This is a genomic window from Cellulosimicrobium sp. NPDC055967, from assembly GCF_042269845.1.
Classification (GTDB): Bacteria; Actinomycetota; Actinomycetes; order Actinomycetales; family Cellulomonadaceae; genus Cellulosimicrobium.
The window spans coordinates 282,329-301,618 of sequence record NZ_JBHJYJ010000002.1; the positions used below are offsets into that span (position 1 = coordinate 282,329).

17 protein-coding genes are annotated in these 19,290 nt (G+C 75.0%); 14 read left to right on the forward strand and 3 right to left on the reverse strand.

Going from position 1 to position 19,290, the window contains the following annotated elements; genetic code table 11:
• Positions 1–209 precede the first annotated feature (209 nt).
• Positions 210–1,121, reverse strand: coding sequence for a hypothetical protein (locus tag ACFC2L_RS04060; RefSeq protein ID WP_375823019.1), 912 nt, complete (start codon positions 1,119–1,121; stop codon positions 210–212).
• A gap of 181 nt (positions 1,122–1,302) precedes the next feature.
• On the opposite strand from ACFC2L_RS04060, the gene nhaA reads away from it, so the two are divergent.
• A complete protein-coding gene (gene nhaA, locus ACFC2L_RS04065) occupies positions 1,303–2,622 on the forward strand; it encodes a Na+/H+ antiporter NhaA (protein ID WP_375823020.1) in 1,320 nt (439 codons plus the stop codon).
• A 106-nt stretch (positions 2,623–2,728) separates the two neighbouring features.
• Here nhaA and ACFC2L_RS04070 read toward each other — a convergent pair whose 3' ends face one another.
• Positions 2,729–4,222 carry a PHB depolymerase family esterase gene (locus ACFC2L_RS04070; protein WP_375823021.1) on the reverse strand — a complete coding sequence of 498 codons (1,494 nt, stop codon included), beginning with the start codon at positions 4,220–4,222 and terminating at the stop codon, positions 2,729–2,731.
• A gap of 259 nt (positions 4,223–4,481) precedes the next feature.
• On the opposite strand from ACFC2L_RS04070, the gene ACFC2L_RS04075 reads away from it, so the two are divergent.
• The 13 genes from ACFC2L_RS04075 to ACFC2L_RS04135 are packed head-to-tail and all read left to right on the forward strand — an operon-like array spanning position 4,482 to position 17,423.
• Positions 4,482–5,696: a substrate-binding domain-containing protein gene (locus ACFC2L_RS04075; RefSeq protein WP_375823022.1), complete on the forward strand. Its 1,215-nt coding sequence runs from the start codon at positions 4,482–4,484 to the stop codon at positions 5,694–5,696.
• A gap of 1 nt (position 5,697) precedes the next feature.
• Positions 5,698–6,474 carry an ABC transporter ATP-binding protein gene (locus ACFC2L_RS04080; RefSeq protein ID WP_375823023.1) on the forward strand — a complete coding sequence of 259 codons (777 nt, stop codon included), beginning with the start codon at positions 5,698–5,700 and terminating at the stop codon, positions 6,472–6,474.
• Complete coding sequence (locus ACFC2L_RS04085; RefSeq protein WP_375823024.1) at positions 6,471–7,250, forward strand: ABC transporter ATP-binding protein; 780 nt, start codon at positions 6,471–6,473, stop codon at positions 7,248–7,250. Before ACFC2L_RS04080 ends, ACFC2L_RS04085 begins: the two co-directional genes overlap by 4 nt.
• Positions 7,247–8,122: a branched-chain amino acid ABC transporter permease gene (locus tag ACFC2L_RS04090; protein WP_375823025.1), complete on the forward strand. Its 876-nt coding sequence runs from the start codon at positions 7,247–7,249 to the stop codon at positions 8,120–8,122. The genes ACFC2L_RS04085 and ACFC2L_RS04090 overlap by 4 nt, the downstream gene beginning before the upstream one ends.
• Positions 8,119–9,276: a branched-chain amino acid ABC transporter permease gene (locus tag ACFC2L_RS04095; RefSeq protein ID WP_375823026.1), complete on the forward strand. Its 1,158-nt coding sequence runs from the start codon at positions 8,119–8,121 to the stop codon at positions 9,274–9,276. The genes ACFC2L_RS04090 and ACFC2L_RS04095 overlap by 4 nt, the downstream gene beginning before the upstream one ends.
• Positions 9,273–10,898 carry a class I adenylate-forming enzyme family protein gene (locus ACFC2L_RS04100; protein WP_375823027.1) on the forward strand — a complete coding sequence of 542 codons (1,626 nt, stop codon included), beginning with the start codon at positions 9,273–9,275 and terminating at the stop codon, positions 10,896–10,898. Before ACFC2L_RS04095 ends, ACFC2L_RS04100 begins: the two co-directional genes overlap by 4 nt.
• Complete coding sequence (locus ACFC2L_RS04105; RefSeq protein ID WP_375823028.1) at positions 10,895–11,593, forward strand: TetR/AcrR family transcriptional regulator; 699 nt, start codon at positions 10,895–10,897, stop codon at positions 11,591–11,593. The genes ACFC2L_RS04100 and ACFC2L_RS04105 overlap by 4 nt, the downstream gene beginning before the upstream one ends.
• On the forward strand, positions 11,590–12,384 hold the full coding sequence (locus ACFC2L_RS04110) for a 3-hydroxybutyrate dehydrogenase (protein ID WP_375823029.1): 795 nt from the start codon (positions 11,590–11,592) through the stop codon (positions 12,382–12,384). The genes ACFC2L_RS04105 and ACFC2L_RS04110 overlap by 4 nt, the downstream gene beginning before the upstream one ends.
• A complete protein-coding gene (locus ACFC2L_RS04115) occupies positions 12,381–13,484 on the forward strand; it encodes an alpha/beta hydrolase (protein WP_375823030.1) in 1,104 nt (367 codons plus the stop codon). The genes ACFC2L_RS04110 and ACFC2L_RS04115 overlap by 4 nt, the downstream gene beginning before the upstream one ends.
• Positions 13,481–14,365 carry a CoA transferase subunit A gene (locus ACFC2L_RS04120; protein ID WP_375823031.1) on the forward strand — a complete coding sequence of 295 codons (885 nt, stop codon included), beginning with the start codon at positions 13,481–13,483 and terminating at the stop codon, positions 14,363–14,365. Before ACFC2L_RS04115 ends, ACFC2L_RS04120 begins: the two co-directional genes overlap by 4 nt.
• A 3-nt stretch (positions 14,366–14,368) precedes the next feature.
• Positions 14,369–15,073 carry a CoA transferase subunit B gene (locus ACFC2L_RS04125; protein WP_375823032.1) on the forward strand — a complete coding sequence of 235 codons (705 nt, stop codon included), beginning with the start codon at positions 14,369–14,371 and terminating at the stop codon, positions 15,071–15,073.
• The gene (locus ACFC2L_RS04130) at positions 15,070–16,221 is read left to right on the forward strand and encodes an alpha/beta hydrolase (protein WP_375823033.1); all 1,152 of its coding nucleotides are present in this window, start codon (positions 15,070–15,072) and stop codon (positions 16,219–16,221) included. Before ACFC2L_RS04125 ends, ACFC2L_RS04130 begins: the two co-directional genes overlap by 4 nt.
• The gene (locus ACFC2L_RS04135) at positions 16,218–17,423 is read left to right on the forward strand and encodes an acetyl-CoA C-acyltransferase (protein ID WP_375823034.1); all 1,206 of its coding nucleotides are present in this window, start codon (positions 16,218–16,220) and stop codon (positions 17,421–17,423) included. Before ACFC2L_RS04130 ends, ACFC2L_RS04135 begins: the two co-directional genes overlap by 4 nt.
• A gap of 49 nt (positions 17,424–17,472) precedes the next feature.
• On the opposite strand, the gene ACFC2L_RS04140 is transcribed toward ACFC2L_RS04135, so the two are convergent.
• On the reverse strand, positions 17,473–19,254 hold the full coding sequence (locus ACFC2L_RS04140; RefSeq protein ID WP_375823035.1) for a hypothetical protein: 1,782 nt from the start codon (positions 19,252–19,254) through the stop codon (positions 17,473–17,475).
• Between the last annotated feature and the right edge of the window lie 36 nt (positions 19,255–19,290).

Here is a 19,290-nt window from a genome sequence, read left to right on the forward strand (position 1 = left end):
ACATGCTCGGGGAACCGACACCGCGGGCAGTCGCCCGAGGTGAGCGGAGACCAGGGCGAGACGACGCCGGGCGGGGTGGGTGGTGGTGCCGCGTCGTGGCGGGCCTGGCGGGAGCCGCGAGGAACGAGCGGCGGATGGTAGACGCGGCACCACCACCCATCCCGCCACCCAAGGTGACCAGACCGCCGTCGAACACACGAACCAGGGCTCTAGCTCGGCGGGGTGGCCGGGCGCCAGTGCTGGACCTTGTCGACGTCGCGGACGACGACGTCGAGGCGGGCGAGCTCGCGCCGCAGGTCGGCGGCGTCGGACGTCTTGTCGGCCTGGAGCATCGTCGCGCGGGCGCGCAGGACCGCGTCGGCGCTCGGCGGGAGCGACGGGTCGCCGGGGACCCAGCGCCGGAACTCCTCTGCCCACGGGTCGCCGTCGTGCCACGGCCAGCCGTGCGACCGGAACGCGTCGGCAAGACGGTGGGTCGCGAGCTCGGTGCGGACGTGCAGGAGCTCGACGACCGGTGCGTCGTGAGCGTCGCCGTCCACGATGTCGACGCCGGCGTCGGGTGCGGTGCGCGCCGCGGGCGACGTGGGCCGGTCGGTGGCGGTCGGGGTCCGACGGCCGAGCACGACGAGGTCCTTGCGGTCGACGAGCACGGCGGTGACGTGGTCCCGGTCCAGCTCGGTGCGGTCGCCGCGCCGGTCGACGGCTGCGTGCGCGGCGTCGAGCGTCACGACCGCGATGTCCCGCACCGCGTGCGCGGCGAACACGAGCCCGGCACCGACCCCGAGGGCGAGGCAGATCGCGACGCCGAGGGTTCCCCGCTCGCCGAGGAGCTCGTCGATGGCGCGCGCGAGTCCCTGGAACGGCGCCCACCGCAGTCCCGCCATCCATCCGGCGAGGTGGAGCGCCCCGTACGCGAGCAGCGCCCCGAGGACCGGCGACCCGCCCCACAGGAGCCAGCGGTCGAGCGCCGTCGGTCCGACGACGGTCGGCACGTCCGGCGACACCGTCCCGTCCGGGGACGGGGTCGGGGACGGCGTCGGGGCAGGTGTCGGGGTCGGGGCGGAGTCGGTGGACTCTGCCGGGGTGAGGTCGGGCGCGGGGCGGGGGACGTTGTCGGGCACCTGCCGATCCTCACGTGCGCTGGCCGCGGGCGGCGTCGCCCGGGAGGATGATCGCCAGACGAGCACGTCGGCCGCGCGGGGTACGGCCCCCGTAGAATCGAGGACGGTGTGCCGGGAAGTCTGGTCGGCCACGGTCTCGCGTCCGCGGGCCGTGCGACACGACAGCGACCCCGGGAGCACGATGACCCACGCCACCCCGCCCTCCGGCACCCACCCCGCCCCGTCGACGGACCGGCCCTCGCCTCGCGTGCGGCTGCGCCGGTGGGTGAGCAGAGAGACGACGGGCGGCGCGCTGCTCATCGGCGCGGCGCTGCTCGCGCTGCTGTGGGCGAACTCCCCGTGGCGGGACGCGTACACGACCCTCTCGGAGACGGTGGTCGGGCCGGCCTCGATCGGCCCGCTGTCCCTGCACCTCGACCTGAGCCTCGAGACCTGGGCCGCCGACGGGCTGCTCGCGATCTTCTTCTTCGTCGTGGGCGTCGAGCTCAAGCAGGAGTTCGTGGCGGGCAGCCTCCGGAGCCCACGGCAGGCCGGGGTACCGATGCTCGCCGCGGTCGGCGGCATGGCCGTGCCGGCGGCGATCTTCACGGCGGTCGTGCTGCTTGCGGGCGACGACGGCGCGCTGCACGGCTGGGCGATCCCGACGGCCACGGACATCGCGTTCGCGCTCGGCGTGCTCGCCGTGTTCGGGCGCGGGCTGCCCGCCGCGATCCGCACGTTCCTCCTCACGCTCGCGGTCGTGGACGACCTGCTCGCGATCGTCGTCATCGCGGTCTTCTACACGGCCGACCTGCGCATCGGGTTCCTCGGCCTCGCGCTCGTCGCGGTCGCGCTGTTCGCCGTGCTGGTCCGGGCACGGCGCACCCGGTGGTGGCTCCTCGTGCCCGTCGCGGTCGTCGCGTGGGTGCTGGTCCACGAGTCCGGCGTGCACGCGACGATCGCGGGCGTCCTGCTCGGCTTCACCGTCCCCGCGCTCGCGATGCACGGCGAGACCGAGTCGCGCACGCACCGGTTCGAGCACGCCTTGCGCCCGGTCTCCCAGGGGATCGCCCTGCCGGTGTTCGCGTTCTTCGCCGCGGGCGTGACGTTCGTCGGCGGCGGGGGCGACGTCCTCGGCCAGCCGGTCGTGCTCGCGATCGTCCTCGGCCTCGTGCTGGGCAAGCTCGTGGGCGTGCTCGGGGTGACGGCGCTCGTCACACGGTTCACCCCGCTGCGCCTCGCGCCGGGCATCGGGGTGCGCGACCTGCTCCCGGTCGGCCTGCTGGGCGGCATCGGGTTCACCGTGTCGCTCCTCATCGCGGAGCTGTCGTTCCCGGACTCGACCCACACCGACGCGGCGAAGATCGCCGTCCTCGCCGCGTCGACGATCGCCGCCGCCCTCGCCGCGGTCGCGCTGCGCTGGGACGCCCGGCGTGCGCGCAGCAACGACATGAACCTCGACGACCTGCCGGACGACGTCACCGACCACATCGGCGACGCGAAGGACCGCCTGGAGCACTGACCCGGGCCGTCCGCGTTCGCCGAACCCGGGGTTGCGGGCGAGGCGAGGGCCCAGCTCGCCCGTATCCCCGGGTTCGGCACCGGTCGGTGCGCCGCGTGGGGCCCGCTCAGCAGGTCGTCGCGACCTCGTAGCGGCCCGGCGCGGCCTCGCGCAGCGTCGTGACCGTCGCGTCGCCCTGGCCGAGGTACGCGAGCGAGCCCACCGCGTAGTACGGGTTGTACGGGTCCACGCCGTAGGAGATCGCGCGACCCGCAGCCTGGTGCTGGGCGTTCGTCGCCGTGCCGCACCACGGTCCGGAGGGCACCTGCACCGTCACGGTGACCTGTGCGGTCGTCGCGTTCCCCGCCGCGTCGACCGCGCGGGCGGCGAGCACGTGGGCGCCCGCCGCGAGCGCCGTCGTGTCCCAGTCGTCCGCGTACGGGGCGGTGCGCAGCGTCGCGAGCGCGGTGCCGTCGACGCTCAGCTCGACGCGGTCCACGCGGCGGTCGTCCGCCGCCGCGACGGCGACCCGGACGGCCCCTGTCACGGTCGCGCCCGCGGTCGGCGACGTGATCGTGACCGTCGGAGCGACGACGTCGGGCTCGGGCCCGGTGCCGGGGTCGCGGTCGACCCGGCGGTTGTTCTCGAACAGGAAGTCGGTGAGGTAGGCCGGGTAGTCGATGCTGTTCGTCGACACGTACGACCCGCCCGGCCCGCCGCCCGCGGGCCACGCGTGGGCGAGCCCGGTGTTCCGGACCAGCGAGACGCGCGGGCCGTCGGCGTCCGACCACAGCGAGCCGGAGCCCGCCGTGTTCGTCCCCGCGAGCCCGGCGAGGGAGAACGACGACGTCGTCCCGGCGCCGTAGAGGTCGGCCATGACCTGGGCGTTCAGCGTCCCGTACCCCGTCGCGACGGTCGTGTCCGCGCTGCCGAAGACGATGGACGTCACCTGGGTGGCGAACTCCGCCGCGTGCGTCCCCGCGAACGTCCGGCACGTCGAGCGCGCCTGCGCGAGCGTCGTCGCGACGCTCCCGATCTGGCCGGACGTCGTCCCGACCGTGGGCCCGGCCGCGATCCCGACGCCGGCGAACACGTCGGGCGCGAGGCAGCCCATGACCATCGCCTGGCCGCCGCCGGAGGACAGCCCGCTGACGTACACCTGGTCCGGGTCGATGCCGAGCGAGGTGTCGGCGAGCAGCGCCGAGACGAGGTCGAGCAGGTTGTCGTCGTGCCGCGCGGGGTTCGTCCGGCTGTGGTTCGTGTCGTAGTAGTCCCAGCAGCCGAGCAGGACGCCGCCGCTCGGCGCCGCGGGGATCGCGACGACCATGCCGTGCTCGTTGGCGGTCGCGGTCCAGTTGCCCGCGTTCTTGAGCACCTGCGAGGTCTGGACGCAGCCGTGCAGCGAGACCATGAGCGCCCGACCGCCGGGGAGCGCGGGCGCGGTCGTCGGCCGGTACAGCTCGACCGTCATGCCGCCCGCCGAGCGCTGGGACCAGGAGCCGGCCGCGGACGCGGGGGCCGTGACGAGCGGCGCGAGCACGACGGCGAGCGCCGTGCCGAGGGCGAGCGCGGCCGCGGACCGGCGGGCGCGGCCGCGCCGCCTGAGGGAGTGCCTGACCATCTGAACCTCCACGTCGAGGTCGGGTCGCCGTCAGCGCCGGACGCGCTGCGGCGCGCACCGTCGCGCGCCGGACCCGGGCGAACCGGACGTTACGTGTGACCTGAATCACCTGTCAACATCGCCTCGTCGGCCCCGTGGCCGGATCGTGACCGGCGCGGGTTGACACCGCGCTCGTCGCGGATCCATGATTCCCGCAACCTGAATCGCCTCTCATGTTTGAGCGGCGCTCCCCCAGGACCACCCAACGAAGGGCGAAGTCATGCGGACGAAGAAGTCCCAGCGGCCGGCACTCGCCGTCGCCGCGCTCGCGGCCGCGAGCCTCGTGCTCGCGGCGTGCGCGCCGACCGACGCGACCGGCGGCGACACGACCGGAGGCGAGAGCAGCGCGAGCGCCGACCCCGTCGACGTCGGCATCATCTACTCCAAGACCGGGCCGCTCGCGGCCTACGGCGAGGCCTACTACGAGGGCTTCCAGGCCGGCCTCGACTACGCGACCGACGGCACGGGCGAGGTCGACGGCCGGCCCGTCAACGTGACGTTCCACGACGACGGCGGCGACCCCGACAAGGCGGTCGGCCAGGCGAAGGACCTCATCGGCAAGGGCTACCAGATCCTCGGCGGCACGGTCGTGTCCGGCGTGGCGCTCAAGCTCGCCGAGCAGGCCGAGCAGAACAAGGTGCTCTACATCTCCGGCCCGGCCGCGGTCGACGCGCTCACCGGCATCAACGACTACACGTTCCGCTCGGGGCGCCAGTCGCTCCAGGACGTCGCGACCGCCGGCACGTTCGTCGACCCCGACGGCGCGAAGGTCGTCGTGTTCGCGCAGGACAACGCGTTCGGCCAGGGCAACCTCGCCGCGGTCGAGGCGGTCCTCGGCGCGCAGGGCGCCGAGGTGACGAGCGTGCTCGTGCCCGAGGACGCGACGGAGTTCACGCCGTTCGCGCACCAGATCGTCGACGCCGCGCCCGACCTCGTGTTCGTCGCGTGGGCCGGGGCGACGTCGGGCGCGATGTGGCAGGGCCTCGACCAGCAGGGCGTGCTCGACTCGACGACGGTCGTCACCGGCCTCGGCGACGTCGCCACCTACGGCGCGTACGGCGCCGCGGCGAGCAAGGTCGACTTCCTCAACCACTACTTCCCCGGCGCCGCGGGCACCGAGGTCGAGGCCGCGATGCTCGCGTCGGTCGAGGCGGCCGGCAAGCAGGCGGACCTCTTCACGCCCGACGGCTTCGTCGCGGCGCAGATGATCGTCCACGCGATCGAGGAGGGCGGCGACGACGTCGACGCCATGGTCGACGCGCTCGAGGGCTGGAGCTTCGACGGGCCCAAGGGCGCGACGACGGTCCGCGCGTCCGACCACGCGCTGATCCAGCCGATGTACCAGGTCAAGCTCGTGGCCGACGGCGACGCCTGGGACCCCGAGCTCGTCACCGAGGTGCCGGGCGAGGACGTCGCGCCGGCCGAGGCGGGCTGACGTGGGCGAGCCGCACACCCTCCCCGCGCTCGAGGTCCGCGACCTCGGGCTCCAGATCGGCGGCGCGCGCATCCTCCAGGGCGTGAGCCTCGCCGTCGGGCAGGGCGAGATGCTCGGGGTGATCGGGCCGAACGGCGCGGGCAAGACGACGCTCTTCAACCTGGTCTCGGGCATCCACCGCCCGACGAGCGGGTCGGTGCTCCTCGAGGGCACGGACGTGACGACCACCTCGGTGGCGGCACGCGCCCGCGCCGGGCTGGGTCGCACGTTCCAGACGTCGAGCCTGTTCCCGCGTCTGAGCGTCCGGGAGAACGTGCGGCTCGCCGCGCAGGGGCGCCTCGGCGGTGCCCTGTCCGTGCTGCGCTTCCCGCGCCGCGGCGACGCCGCGACGCGGGAGGCGGACCGGCACCTGGCGACCGTGGGGCTCGCGCGCCGAGCGGACGTCGCCGCGGGCGACCTCTCCCACGGCGACAAGCGCAAGCTCGAGATCGCGGTGCTCCTCGCGACGGAGCCGCGGGTCGTGCTGCTCGACGAGCCCATGGCGGGCGTGTCCTCGGCCGACGTGCCCGGGCTCGTCGAGGTCATCCGCGACCTGCACGCCACGGGCTGCACGGTCCTCATGGTCGAGCACCACATGGACGTCGTCCTGGGGCTCGCCGACCGGGTCGCCGTCATGCACCACGGCGAGGTGCTCGCGTGCGACACCCCCGACGCCGTCATGGCGGACCCGACGGTGCAGAGCGCCTACCTGGGCGTCACGGCAGGAGAGGCAGCATGAGCGCCAGCAGCGGGAGCACCACCCACCCCGCGGCCGCGAGCGACGTGCCCGTCCTCGAGGTGCGCGGGCTGTCCGCGCGCATCGCGGGCCAGCAGGTCGTCGAGGACGTGACGTTCTCCGTCCCGGCCACGGGCGTCACGGCGGTGCTGGGCCGCAACGGCGTCGGCAAGACGTCGACCCTCAAGGCCGTGCTCGGCCTGATCGAGCGCCGGGGCGAGGTGCTGCTCGCGGGCGCGCGCGTCGACGGCGAGCGCACGGACAAGATCGTGCGCCGCGGCGTCGGGTACGTGCCCGAGGACCGCGAGGTGTTCGCCGGGCTCACGGTCGCGGAGAACCTGCGCCTCGCCGAGCGCGACGCCCACCCGCGGCGCGAGCTCGTCGCCGAGCTGTTCCCCGACCTCGTGCAGCGCGCGGCGCAGCGCGCCGGCACGCTCTCGGGTGGCCAGCAGCAGATGGTGTCGCTCGCGCGCGCCCTGCTCAACGCCAACCGCCTGCTCCTCGTCGACGAGCCGACCAAGGGCCTCGCCCCGCGGATCGTCGGCGAGGTCGCCGACGCGCTCGCGGAGGCGGCACGCACCGTGCCGATCCTGCTCGTCGAGCAGAACCTCGAGGTCATCGAGCGGCTCGCCGAGCGCGTCGTCGTGATCGACGCGGGCCGCGTCGTGCACACGGGCCCGGCGCGCGAGCTCCTCGACGACCCCGACCGCGTCCAGCAGCTCCTCGGCGTGCACGCCGAGGTCGACCACCACGGAACCGAAGGGGCGGTGGCCCGGTGAGCACGATCGTCCTCCTCCTCGTCACGGGGCTCGGCCTCGGGGCGCTGTACTTCCTCGTCGCGTCCGGCCTGTCCCTCATCTACGGGCTCATGGGCGTCCTCAACTTCGCGCACGGCTCGTTCCTCACGCTCGGCGCGTTCGGCGGATGGTTCGTCGCGCGCTCGCTCGGCGCGGACTCGTGGGGCGTGTTCGCGCTCTCGCTCCTCGCGGGCGCGGTCGTCGGCGCGGGCGCCGCGGCGCTCACCGAGCTGCTGCTCATCCGCCCGCTCTACGAGCGGCACATCGAGCAGGTGCTCGTGACGGTCGGTCTCTCGCTCGCGTCCGTCGCGCTGTTCGAGGGGATGTGGGGCTCGGACCCCGAGTTCATCTCCGGGCCGGCGTGGCTGAAGGGCACGACGGACCTCGCGGGCGCGCCGATCCCCAACGACCGGTTCGTCGCGATCGCCGCCGCGGCGCTCGTGCTCGGCGCCATCGTGCTGTTCCTCAAGCGCACGCGCTACGGGCTCGTCATCCGCGCGGGCGTCGAGAACCGGTCCATGGTCACGGCGCTCGGCATCGACGTGCGCAAGGCGTTCACGCTCGTGTTCGCCCTCGGCGGCGCCGCGGCGGGCCTCGGCGGCGTCCTCGCCTCGCAGTACTTCGGCTACGTCTCGCCGCACCTCGGCGGGTCGCTGCTCATCTTCGCGTTCATCGTCACCGTCATCGGCGGGCTCGGCTCGCTGACCGGTGCCGCGGTCGCGTCCGTGCTCGTCGCGGTCCTGCAGCAGTTCGCGAACTACTACCTCGGCTACGGCGACCTCATCGTCGTCCTGCTGCTCGCGCTCGTGCTCCTCGTCCGTCCCACCGGCCTCCTCGGGAAGGCAGCCGCATGACCACCCAGACCGCTCCCCCGGCCCCAGCGGCCCGCGCCGACGACGCGCCCCCGGACGAGCGCCCGGCCCGCCGGGCGCCGTCGGGCACGCTCGTGCGCACCCTCGCGGGCGTCGCGCTCGTCGCGCTGCTCGCGTGCCTCCCGCTGCTCGCGATCCACGTGCCGGGCGTCCTGCCCGGCCCGACGTACACGCCCGGCGCGCTGCAGATGATGGCGCTGTGCTGGCTCATCGGCGCGCTCGCGCTGAGCTACCACCTGCTGTTCGGCGTCGCGGGGCTGCTCAGCTTCGGGCACGCGCTGTACTTCGCGGCCGGCGTCTACGGGCTCGCGATCGTGCTCGACACGACCGGAATCCCGCTCCTGCCCGCCGCGGCGCTCGTGCTCGTCGGCGGGATCGTCCTCGCGCACGTGGTCGGCGCGATCTCGCTGCGCGTCACCGGCATCTCCTTCGCGATGGTCACGCTCGCGTTCGCGCAGGCCGGCAACGTGCTCGTGCGCCGCAACCCCGGCGGCGCGACGGGCGGCGAGGAGGGCCTCGCGCTCGCGACCGCCAACGTGCCCGACGCCTTCGTCGGGGTGCTCAACACGCGCAACCTCTACTGGCTCGCGCTCGCCGTGCTCGTCGTGGTCTACCTCGTGGTGCTGTGGGTCGAGCGCTCGCGCGCCGGGCACGTCGCGGCGGCGACGCGCGAGAACGAGATGCGCGTGCGCGTCGTCGGCGGGCGGCCGTACCTCGTCAAGCTCCTCGTGTTCGTGCTCGCGGCGACGCTCGCGACGGTCGTCGGCATGGCGTACCTGCTGCTCCAGTCCGGCGCCGTGCCGCGCGCGACGTCCGCCGACTTCACGCTCACGCTGCTCGTCATGGTCGTGCTCGGCGGCGTCGGGTCCCGGTGGGGCGCGATCGTCGGCGGCGTGCTCTACACGATCCTCGACCAGCGCCTCGGGACGCTCGCGAGCTCCGCGGCCGTGGCCGACCTGCCGGCCGTGCTGCGCGTCCCGCTCAGCGAGCCGCTGTTCCTGCTCGGGACGCTGTTCATCCTCGTCGTGATGTTCCTGCCCGGCGGCATCGCCGGCGCCGCGTCGCGCCTCGCCGCGCGCCGCCGCCCGCGGGAGGATCGGGAGGGAGCCCGCGAGCGCCTCGAGGAGGTGGCATGACGACGACGCAGCACCGGCCCGGCGCGCAGGACGGCCTGCACACCCTCGGGCGCTGGACGCGCGACCGCGCGCTCGCCACGCCGGAGCGGGTCGCGGTCGACGACCGCGGCGTGACCCTGCGGTACCGCGACCTGCACGAGCGCGCAAGCGCCCTGGCGACGGCGTTCCGCGAGGCGGGCTACGGCGTCGGCGACCGCGTGGCCACGGTGACGGGCAACAGCGCCGACCAGGTCGTGCTGTTCTTCGCGTGCGCGCAGGCGGGACTGGTGCTCGCGCCGCTGTCGTGGCGCCTGTCGCCCGGCGAGCTCGCGGCGCAGCTCGAGCAGGCCGACCCGGCGCTCGTGCTCGTGGAGCAGGAGTTCTCCGCGCTGGCCGACGCGGCGTTCGACCGGCTGGACCGGCTCGTCCTCCCGCCGCGGCGCACCGAGCTCGGCCGCAGCGGCGTCGAGGCGCAGGTCCCCGCACCCTCGCGCCGCCCGCGCCTGACCGACGGCGCACGCGACGCGGGCGGCGCAGGCCAGGCCGCGGTGGCGCCCGCCCCCGAGCGCCGGGCCGTGCGCGACGACGACCCGCTCCTGCTCGTCTTCACGTCCGGGACGCAGGGCACGCCCAAGGGCGCGCTGCTCACGCACGCGAACTGCTTCTGGACCAACCTCTCGCTCTCGCGCACGGTCGAGCTGACGAGCCACGACGTCGTGCTGAGCGTCCTGCCGCAGTTCCACGCGGGCGGGTGGAACATCCAGCCGCTGCTCGCGTGGTGGACCGGCGCGACAGTCGTCCTGGAGCGGACGTTCGAGCCCGAGCGCGTGCTGCAGCTCGTCGCGGAGCGCCGCGTCACGACGATGATGGGCGTCCCGACCAACTACCTGCTCCTCGCGGAGCACCCCGGCTTCGCGGGCGCCGACCTGTCGTCGCTGCGGCACGCCGTCGTGGGCGGCGCGCCGATGCCCGAGCCCCTGCTGCGCTCGTGGCACCGGCGCGGCGTCGCGCTCTCGCAGGGGTACGGGCTCACCGAGGCCGGGCCCAACGTGCTGTGCCTGCCGGACGACCAGGCGCGCGAACGCATCGGGTCGGCCGGGACGCCGTACCCGCACGTCGAGGTCGCCGTCGCCGACCCGGTGACCGGCCAGCACCTCGACGGACCGGCGTCCGGCGAGCTGCTGGTCCGCGGACCCGGGGTGTTCGCCGGGTACTTCCGCGACGAGGCCGCGACGGCCGCCGTCCTGCACGACGGCTGGCTGCGCACCGGCGACCTCGTCGAGCGCGACGCCGACGGGTACTACCGCGTGGTGGACCGGATCAAGGACGTCTTCATCGTCGGAGGCGAGAACGTCACGCCGTCCGAGGTGGAGGCCGTGCTCCGGCGGCACCCCGGCGTCGCGGACGTCGCGGTGGTGGGCGTGCCCGACGACCGGTGGGGCGAGGTCGGCGCGGCGTTCGTCGTCCCGCGCCAGGGCCACCCCACCGACGCCGAGGAGCTGGAGGCGTTCTGCCGCCGCGAGCTCGCGCACTTCAAGGTCCCGCGCCGCTTCGACCTCGTCCCGTCCCTGCCCCGCACGTCGCTGCACAAGGTGTCGCGCCGCTCGCTCGCCGAGCGCGTGACCGTCCCGGAGGACTCATGAGCACCCAGCCCCGCACCGCCCGCGGCAACCGCACGCGGGCCAAGATCCTCGCCGCGGCCGAGCAGGTGTTCGCCCAGGTCGGGTACCACGACGCGTCGATCGTGAAGATCACCGAGTCCGCGGGCGTCGGGCAGGGCACGTTCTACCTGTACTTCGAGTCGAAGATCGACGTGTTCGACGAGCTCGTCGACGACCTCAACCGCCGCGTGCGGCACGCGATGATCGAGGCGAGCTCGCAGGCGACGACGCGCCTGGCCGCCGAGCGTGCGGGCTTCGAGGCGTTCTTCCGCTTCACCGCCGAGCACCCGGCGCTCTACCGGATCGTGCGGCAGGCCGAGTTCGTGTCGCCCGGGGCACTGCGCCGCCACTACGCGCGCATCGTCGAGGGCTACATGACCGGGCTCGACAAGGCGCGCGCGAACGGCGAGGTCGGCCACGACGTCGACCCGGAGGTCGCCGCCTGGGCGCTCATGGGCATCGGCGAGATCGTCGGGATGCGCTGGGTGCTGTGGGGCGGGCGCTGGGACGAGGGCGCGGAGCCGCCGTCGTACGACACCGCGGCCGCCGAGGTCCCCCCGCACGTCTTCGAGCAGACCATGCAGTTCATCGAGCGCGCGCTCGCAGCCCCGCGGGCCGCCCCACCGGCCGGGACCGGACCCGCCACCACGACCGACACCGAAGGAGACGCGCGATGACCGCCGCCGCCACCGTCCCCGCAGGCATCCCCGCCGGGTCCGGCGCCCCCACGCTCGCCGGGCGCCGCGCGCTCGTCACGGGCGGCGCGAGCGGCATCGGTGCGGCGTGCGCGCGCGAGCTCGCCGGTCGCGGCGCGCACGTCACGATCGCCGACGTCGACCCCGACGGCGCGCAGCGCCTCGCGGACGAGCTCGGCGGCGAGGCGTGGGTCGTCGACCTCGCCGACACGCGCGCGCTCGACGACCTCACGCTGGACGTCGACGTCCTCGTCAACAACGCGGGCGTGCAGCGCGTGAGCCCCATCGAGGACTTCCGCCCCGACGACTTCCGCCTGCTGCACGCGATCATGCTCGAGGCGCCGTTCCTGCTGGTCCGGGCCGCGCTCCCGGGGATGTACGCGCGCGGGTTCGGCCGTGTCGTCAACGTCTCGTCCGTGCACGGCCTCGTCGCGTCGCCGTTCAAGTCGGCGTACGTGTCCGCGAAGCACGGCCTGGAGGGGCTGTCCAAGGTGACCGCGCTCGAGGGCGGCCCGCACGGCGTGACGAGCGTGTGCGTCAACCCGGGGTACGTGCGCACGCCGCTCGTCGAGAAGCAGATCGCCGACCAGGCGCGCGTGCACGGCATCCCCGAGTCCGAGGTGCTCGCGACCGTGCTCCTCGCCGAGTCCGCGGTCAAGCGGCTCGTCGAGCCCGAGGAGGTCGCGTCGCTCGTCGGCTGGCTCACCGGCCCCGACGCGTCGATGGTCTCGGGCGCCTCGTGGACGATCGACGGCGGCTGGAGCGCGCGATGACCCCGGGAGCGACCGCGGGAGCGACCACGGGCACGGCCGCCCGCCCGACGACGGACCCCGCGCGCGCGTCGCACGACGTCACCGCGGCGACCCACACCTACGCGACACTCGACGTGCCCGTCGCGGGCGGCCGCCTGCGCGTCGGGGTGTGGGACCCGGTGGCCTCCGACGACGCCGCGGCGGACGACCCGGCCGACGGCGGCGAGCGTCCCACGGTCCCGACCGTCCTCGCCGTGCACGGCATCACGGCGTCGCACCGCGCCTGGCCCGCGGTCGTGGCCGCGCTGCCGGGCGTGCGCGTCGTCGCGCCGGACCTGCGAGGACGCGGTCGCAGCAACACCCTGCCCGGCCCGTACGGCATGGGCGCGCACGCCGACGACCTCGCGGCGGTGCTCGACGCGCTGGCGATCGAGAGCGTGGTCGCGCTCGGGCACTCGATGGGCGCGTTCGTGTCGGTCGTGCTCGCGCACCGCCACCTCGGCCGCGTCTCCCGGCTCGTGCTCGTCGACGGCGGCATCCCGCTCCCGCCGCCCGCGGGCCTGCCCGCGGACGCCGGTCACGACGAGGTCCTGCGCGCCCTGCTCGGCCCCGCCGTCGAGCGGTTGGAGCGGACCTTCGCCGACCGCGAGGAGTACCGCGGCTTCTGGCGCGCGCACCCCGCGTTCGCGAGCGCGTGGGACGAGCCGTGGGGCGACGTCGTCGCGGGCTACGTCGACTACGACCTCGTCGGCGAACCGCCCGTGCTGCGCCCGGCGTCGTCGGGGACGGCGGTCTCGGCCGACTCGCTCGAGCTCTACGAGGGCGGCCCGCTCGCCGACGCGCTCACGGGCGACCACCCGCTCGACGTCCCGCTCGTGCTCCTGCGCGCGCCGCGCGGCCTGCTCGACGAGCCCGAGGCCCTGTACTCCCCCGAGCACCTCGCCGCGTGGCGCGCGCGACTGCCGGGGCTGCGCACCCGCGACGTAGCGGGTATCAATCACTACACGATCATCATGAGCCCGCCCGGCGTCGAGGCCGTCGCGGGCGAGACCCTGCGGGCCCTGGCCTCCGTCACGAGCGGCGGACCAGGACCGGCGAGTGACGAGGAGGTCACGGCATGAGCCCCACGATCACGTCCCCACGAGGGACCGGGCTGGACAAGGTGGTCGCGTCGGCGGCCGAGGCCGTCGCGGACGTGCCCGACGGCGCGTCGCTCGCCGTCGGCGGGTTCGGCCTGTGCGGCAACCCGATCGCGCTCATCGAGGCGCTGCTCGCCCAGGGCACGCGCGACCTGTGGGTCGTGAGCAACAACTGCGGCGTCGACGACTGGGGTCTCGGCATCCTCCTCGGGGCGGGCCGCATCCGGAAGATGACGAGCTCGTACGTCGGGGAGAACAAGGAGTTCGAGCGGCAGTTCCTCTCGGGCGAGCTCGAGCTGGAGCTCACGCCGCAGGGCACGCTCGCGGAGAAGCTGCGCGCCGGCGGCGCGGGCATCGCCGGGTTCTGGACCCGCACGGGCGTCGGCACGCAGGTCGCCGAGGGCGGCCTCCCCCAGCGGTACGACGGCGCGGGCGGCGTCGCGCAGGCCAGCGCGCCCAAGGAGGTGCGCACGTTCGGCGTCGGGCCGCGCGGCCGCGACGGGTCGCACGCCGACGAGGCCGAGTTCGTCCTGGAGGACGCGATCACGACGGACTACGCGCTCGTGCACGCGTTGCGCGGCGACCGCCACGGCAACCTCGTGTTCCACCGCTCGGCGCGCAACTTCTCCCCGCTCGCCGCGATGGCGGGCCGCGTGTGCGTCGCGCAGGTCGAGGAGCTCGTCGAGCCCGGCGAGATCGACCCCGACGAGGTCCACCTGCCCGGGGTGTTCGTCCACCGCGTCGTCGAGGTCGGCCCCGACGCGCCCAAGCGCATCGAGCGCCGCACCGTGCGCCCTGCCGCAGAGACCGACCAGCCCGCGCGCACGACGTCGGGTACCGCGACCAGCGTGAAGGAGGGCTGACGCATGGCGCTCACCCGCGACGAGATGGCCGCGCGCGCCGCGCGCGAGCTCCAGGACGGCTGGTACGTCAACCTCGGCATCGGCCTGCCGACGCTCGTGCCCAACTACGTCCCGGCCGACCGGCACCTCGTGCTCCAGTCGGAGAACGGGATCCTCGGCGTCGGGCCGTACCCGACCGAGGACGCCGTCGACCCCGACCTCATCAACGCCGGCAAGGAGACCGTCACCGTCCTCCCGGGCGCCGCGTTCTTCGACTCCGCGCTGAGCTTCGGCATGATCCGCGGCGGCAAGATCGACGCCGCCATCCTCGGTGGGATGCAGGTCTCCGAGACGGGCGACCTCGCCAACTGGATGATCCCCGGCAAGATGGTCAAGGGCCCCGGCGGCGCGATGGACCTCGTGCACGGGGCGGGCCGCGTGATCGTCCTCATGGAGCACGTCGCGCGCGACGGGTCGCCCAAGATCCTGCGCTCGTGCTCGCTGCCCCTCACCGGGCGCGGGGTCGTGCACCGAATCATCACCGACCTCGCGGTGATCGACGTGACGCCGGGCGGCCTCGTGCTGCGCGAGACCGCGCCGGGCGTGAGCGTCGACGACGTCCGCGCGGCCACGGAGCCCGACCTCGCCGTCGCGCTCGACGACGCCCCGCTCGACGTCGCCGACGCCGGCCCGGGACCGTCCACGCACGCCGCGGGGACGCCGTCGTGACGCGCGACGTGCTGCGCCGCGACGTCACGACCCCGCGCGGTCGCGAGCACGTGCGCGAGGTCGCCGCCGAGGGTGCGGCGCGCGCGACGGTCCTGCTCGTGCACGGCAACTGCTCGTCGTCGGCGTTCTTCGACCCGCTGCTGCGCGCGCTGCCCGCCGACGTGCGCGGCGTCGCCGTCGACCTGCGCGGGTACGGCGACGCCGAGGTCCGGCCCGTCGACGCGACGCGCGGCGTGCGGGACTTCGCCGACGACGTCGCCGCCGTCGTCGACGCGCTCGACCTCGCACCCCCGCTCGTCGCGGTGGCGCACTCGGCCGGGGCGGGGGTCGTGCTCCAGCTCGCGACGGACCGACCCGACCTCTTCGACGCGGTGCTCCTCGAGGCGCCCATGTCGCCGTACGGGTTCGGCGGCACGCGCGACGTGGACGGCACGCCGCTCTCCCCCGACTTCGCGGGCTCGGGCGGCGGGACGGCGAACCCGGCGTTCGTCGCAGCGCTCGCCGCCGGCGACCGCAGCGAGGACGCCGGGTCGCCCCGCGACGTGCTGCGCCGGTTCTACGTCGCCGACCCCGCCTCGCTCGGCGAGCCGCTCGGCGACCTGGAGGAGCTCCTGCTCGACTCCGTGCTGTCCACGCGCACGGGCGACGACAACTACCCGGGCGACCAGACGTCGTCGGGCACGTGGCCCGGCGTGGCGCCCGGGACGCGCGGCATGAACAACGCGATCAGCGCGCGGTACTGCGACCTGTCGGGCTTCGCGACGTCCGGTGCGACGGCGCCCGTGCTGTGGGTGCGCGGCGACGCCGACGCGATCGTCTCGGACGCGTCGCTGTTCGACCTCGCGCAGCTCGGGGCGCTCGGCGCCGTACCCGGCTGGCCGGGCGCCGAGACGCACCCGCCGCAGCCGATGGTCGCCCAGACGCGCGCCGTCCTCGACGCCTACGCGGCCGCGGGCGGGCGGTACCGTGAAGAGGTGCGGCCCGGCGTCGGGCACAGCCCCCACCTCGAGGAGCCGGACGTGTTCCTCGGGCTCCTGCTCGGGCTCGTGGACGACGCCGTCGCCGGCACGACCACCGCACGAGCGGGCGCCACACCCCCGGCGCCCGCGCAGACACCGCCGTCCGCACCCCTGGAGGTCCAGCCGTGAGCACCACCACCACCCACTCCCCTGACGACGTCGTGGTCGTCGCCGCCGCCCGCACGCCGCAGGGCCGGCTCAAGGGCTCGCTCACCGCGCTGACCGCGGTCGAGCTCGGTGCCGTCGCCGCGCGCGCCGCGATCGAGCGCTCAGGGCTCGGCGCGGAGGCGGTCGACGCCGTGGTGTTCGGCCAGGTGCTCCAGGCCGGGGCGGGCCAGAACCCCGCGCGCCAGACGGCGGCCGCCGCGGGCGTGGGCTGGGACGTGCCCGCCGTGACGGTGAACAAGGTGTGCCTCTCCGGGCTCACCGCCGTCATCGACGGCACGCGGATGATCCGCTCCGGCGAGGCCGAGGTCGTGCTCGTCGGCGGCCAGGAGTCCATGACCAACGCGCCGCACCTGCTCCCCGGCTCGCGCGCCGGGTTCGCGTTCGGCGACGCGACGCTCGTCGACGCCGTCGCGCGCGACGGGCTCACCGACGCGTTCGACCGCGCCTCCATGGGCGTCTCGACCGAGCGCACGAACGTGGGCGACGTGTTCGTGTCGCGCGAGGTGCAGGACGCCGTCGCGGCGGCCTCGCACCAGCGCGCCGCGGCCGCGGCCAAGGACGGCCTGTTCGACGCCGAGCTCGCACCCGTGAGCGTCCCGCAGCGCCGGGGCGAGCCCGTCGAGGTGCGCGACGACGAGGGCGTGCGCCCCGACACCACCGCCGAGGGTCTCGCCCGCCTGCGGCCCGCGTTCGACCCCGAGGGCACCATCACCGCGGGCAACGCGTCGCAGATCTCCGACGGCGCCGCCGCGCTCGTCCTCACGACGCGCGCCCGGGCCGAGTCCGCGGGCGCGCCCGTGCTGGCGACGGTGCGGGCGTGGGGGCAGGTCGCCGGTCCGGACACGTCGCTGCACTCCCAGCCCGCGCGCGCGATCCGGCAGGCGCTCGACCGCGCCGGGTGGACGGTCGACGACCTCGACCTCGTCGAGATCAACGAGGCGTTCGCGACGGTCGTCGCGGTCTCCACGCGCGTGCTCGGGGTCTCGCCGGACGTCGTCAACGTGCACGGCGGCGGCATCTCGCTCGGCCACCCCATCGGCGCCTCCGGCGCCCGCCTCGCCGTCCACGCGGCGCACGAGCTCGCGCGACGCGGCGGCGGGCGCGTCGCCGTCGGGCTGTGCGGCGGGGGCGGCCAGGGAGAGGCGCTGCTGCTGGAGGCGTGAGCCGCCGGCCCGGCCGGCCCGACCCGGCGGGCCGGGCGGGCCGGGCGGGCTACCCGCCGACGCGCGGCGGCGCCGGCGGCGGCGGCGGGACCGCCGGCAGCACCTGCGTGTCGGGGTCCGGCACCGGTCGCCGCCGCCGGAGGAACCACCACGCGCCACCGGCGAGCCCGGCGAGGACGACCAGCCCGACACCGATCACCACGACGAGCGCGGCCACCTTGGGGCCGGTGCCCTGGAGACCGAACGTCGCGGGCTCGGCGCCCGGCGACGCCGAGACGGTCCCGCCCTCGACCTGGCTCCCCTGCGGGAGCACCGACGTGCCGTCGATGTCGACTCCCGGCAGCGTCACGACGTAGGTCGGGGCCGCGGCCGGCCCGCCCTGCGTCCACTCCGGGCGGAGCACCAGGTCGAGGTCCGCGCCGTAGGACCGGGTGAACGCGCCGCCGGGCAGCGGGTACACGGCGAGCCGAGAGCCGGGAAGGTAGTCGGCGAGCGCGGCGTCGAGCTCGCCCGTCGCGGTGTCGCCGGTGAGCTCGACGCGATACGTGACGACGTCGTCCGCCTCGTCCACCGCGAGGGTCCCGTAGGTCGAGGTCGGGCGGAGCGCCTCGACGAGCTGCTCCCCCACCGCTGCGTGGTGCTCGGCCGTCAGGGTCAGCGCGACGATGACGGTGCCGTCACCGGACTCGGGCAGGCTCGCCTCGACGACGACGGACTCGAACGGGACCGCGTGCTCGAAGACGACCGGCCCTGCGACCCCGGACGCGTCCCAGCGGTCGCCGCCGTCCCCCGGCTCCCCGGCGTACAGGGTGCTGGACGACCAGCCGGCGGGGGTGACGAGGTGGCTGGTCGCGAAGACGTCCTCGGCGCAGATCGCGGAGCAGTCGACCGCGTCGACGACGGTCGTGGTCAGCACTCCCGCCTGGTCCCGGGAGACGGCGTGCTCGACCCCGAACTCCGTCGTCGAGGACGCGAGCGCGACGTCGGTCCACGCGGCGACGTCGGCGCTCGTCCCCTCCGGGAACGTCACGACCCAGGTGGTCCCGGCCGCGCCCGGTTCGGTGAGCTCGCCGCCCTCGGGCGTCGCCGCGTCGAAGAAGGCGTCGTAGCCCTCCGGCGAACGGCTGTACGCCTCCCGGGCGAGGTCGTAGCTGATCGAGCGGACGAAGCTCTCGCCCTCGAGCCCCCGGGTCTCGACGCTCAGGCCGCGGACGCCGAAGTCCTTCATGGACGTGAAGTCGATGGCCGCCGTCGTCTCGAACGCGACGCCGCCCACCGTCACCGCGGTCGTCCCGATCTCCGAGGCGTTCGAGCTCGAGTCCGCGGGCACGGCCCCCGTCTCGACGAGCGAGTTCACGAGCCAGGCGAGCAGGTCCTGCGACGTGAAGTTCTCCTCCACCTCCAGCCCCTGGCGAAACACGCTGTCGGCCAGGACGATCCGCGTCCCGGCGTCGAGGTCGACGACCCCGCCGGCGCCGAGGATCGACACCACCTTCTCCTGGTAGTCCTCAGGGTCCTCGAACGGCACGGTGAAGGTGAAGACCGACTCGCCCTCCGGCCCTTCCGTGCGCCCTTCGTAGGTCATCGCGCTCGGCAGGGACGCCGTGATCGCGCCCTCGATCGCGGCGACGCCGCCCGTGACGTGGTCCGCGATGTCGCTCGCGGAGAGGGTCGCGGTGATGGTCCGGACCCCCGAGCCGTCCTCGTTCACGGTCAGCGTCGTGCTGATGACCGCGCCGCAGGCGGACAGCAGGAGCACCACCCCCGCCAGGAGCGCGCTCCGGAGCGCTCGCACCGCTCCGCGGCCTGACTGCTTGATCCCCTCGCGCACGACGGTTCCCCCCTGGTTCGTGTGGCAGCCGCACCC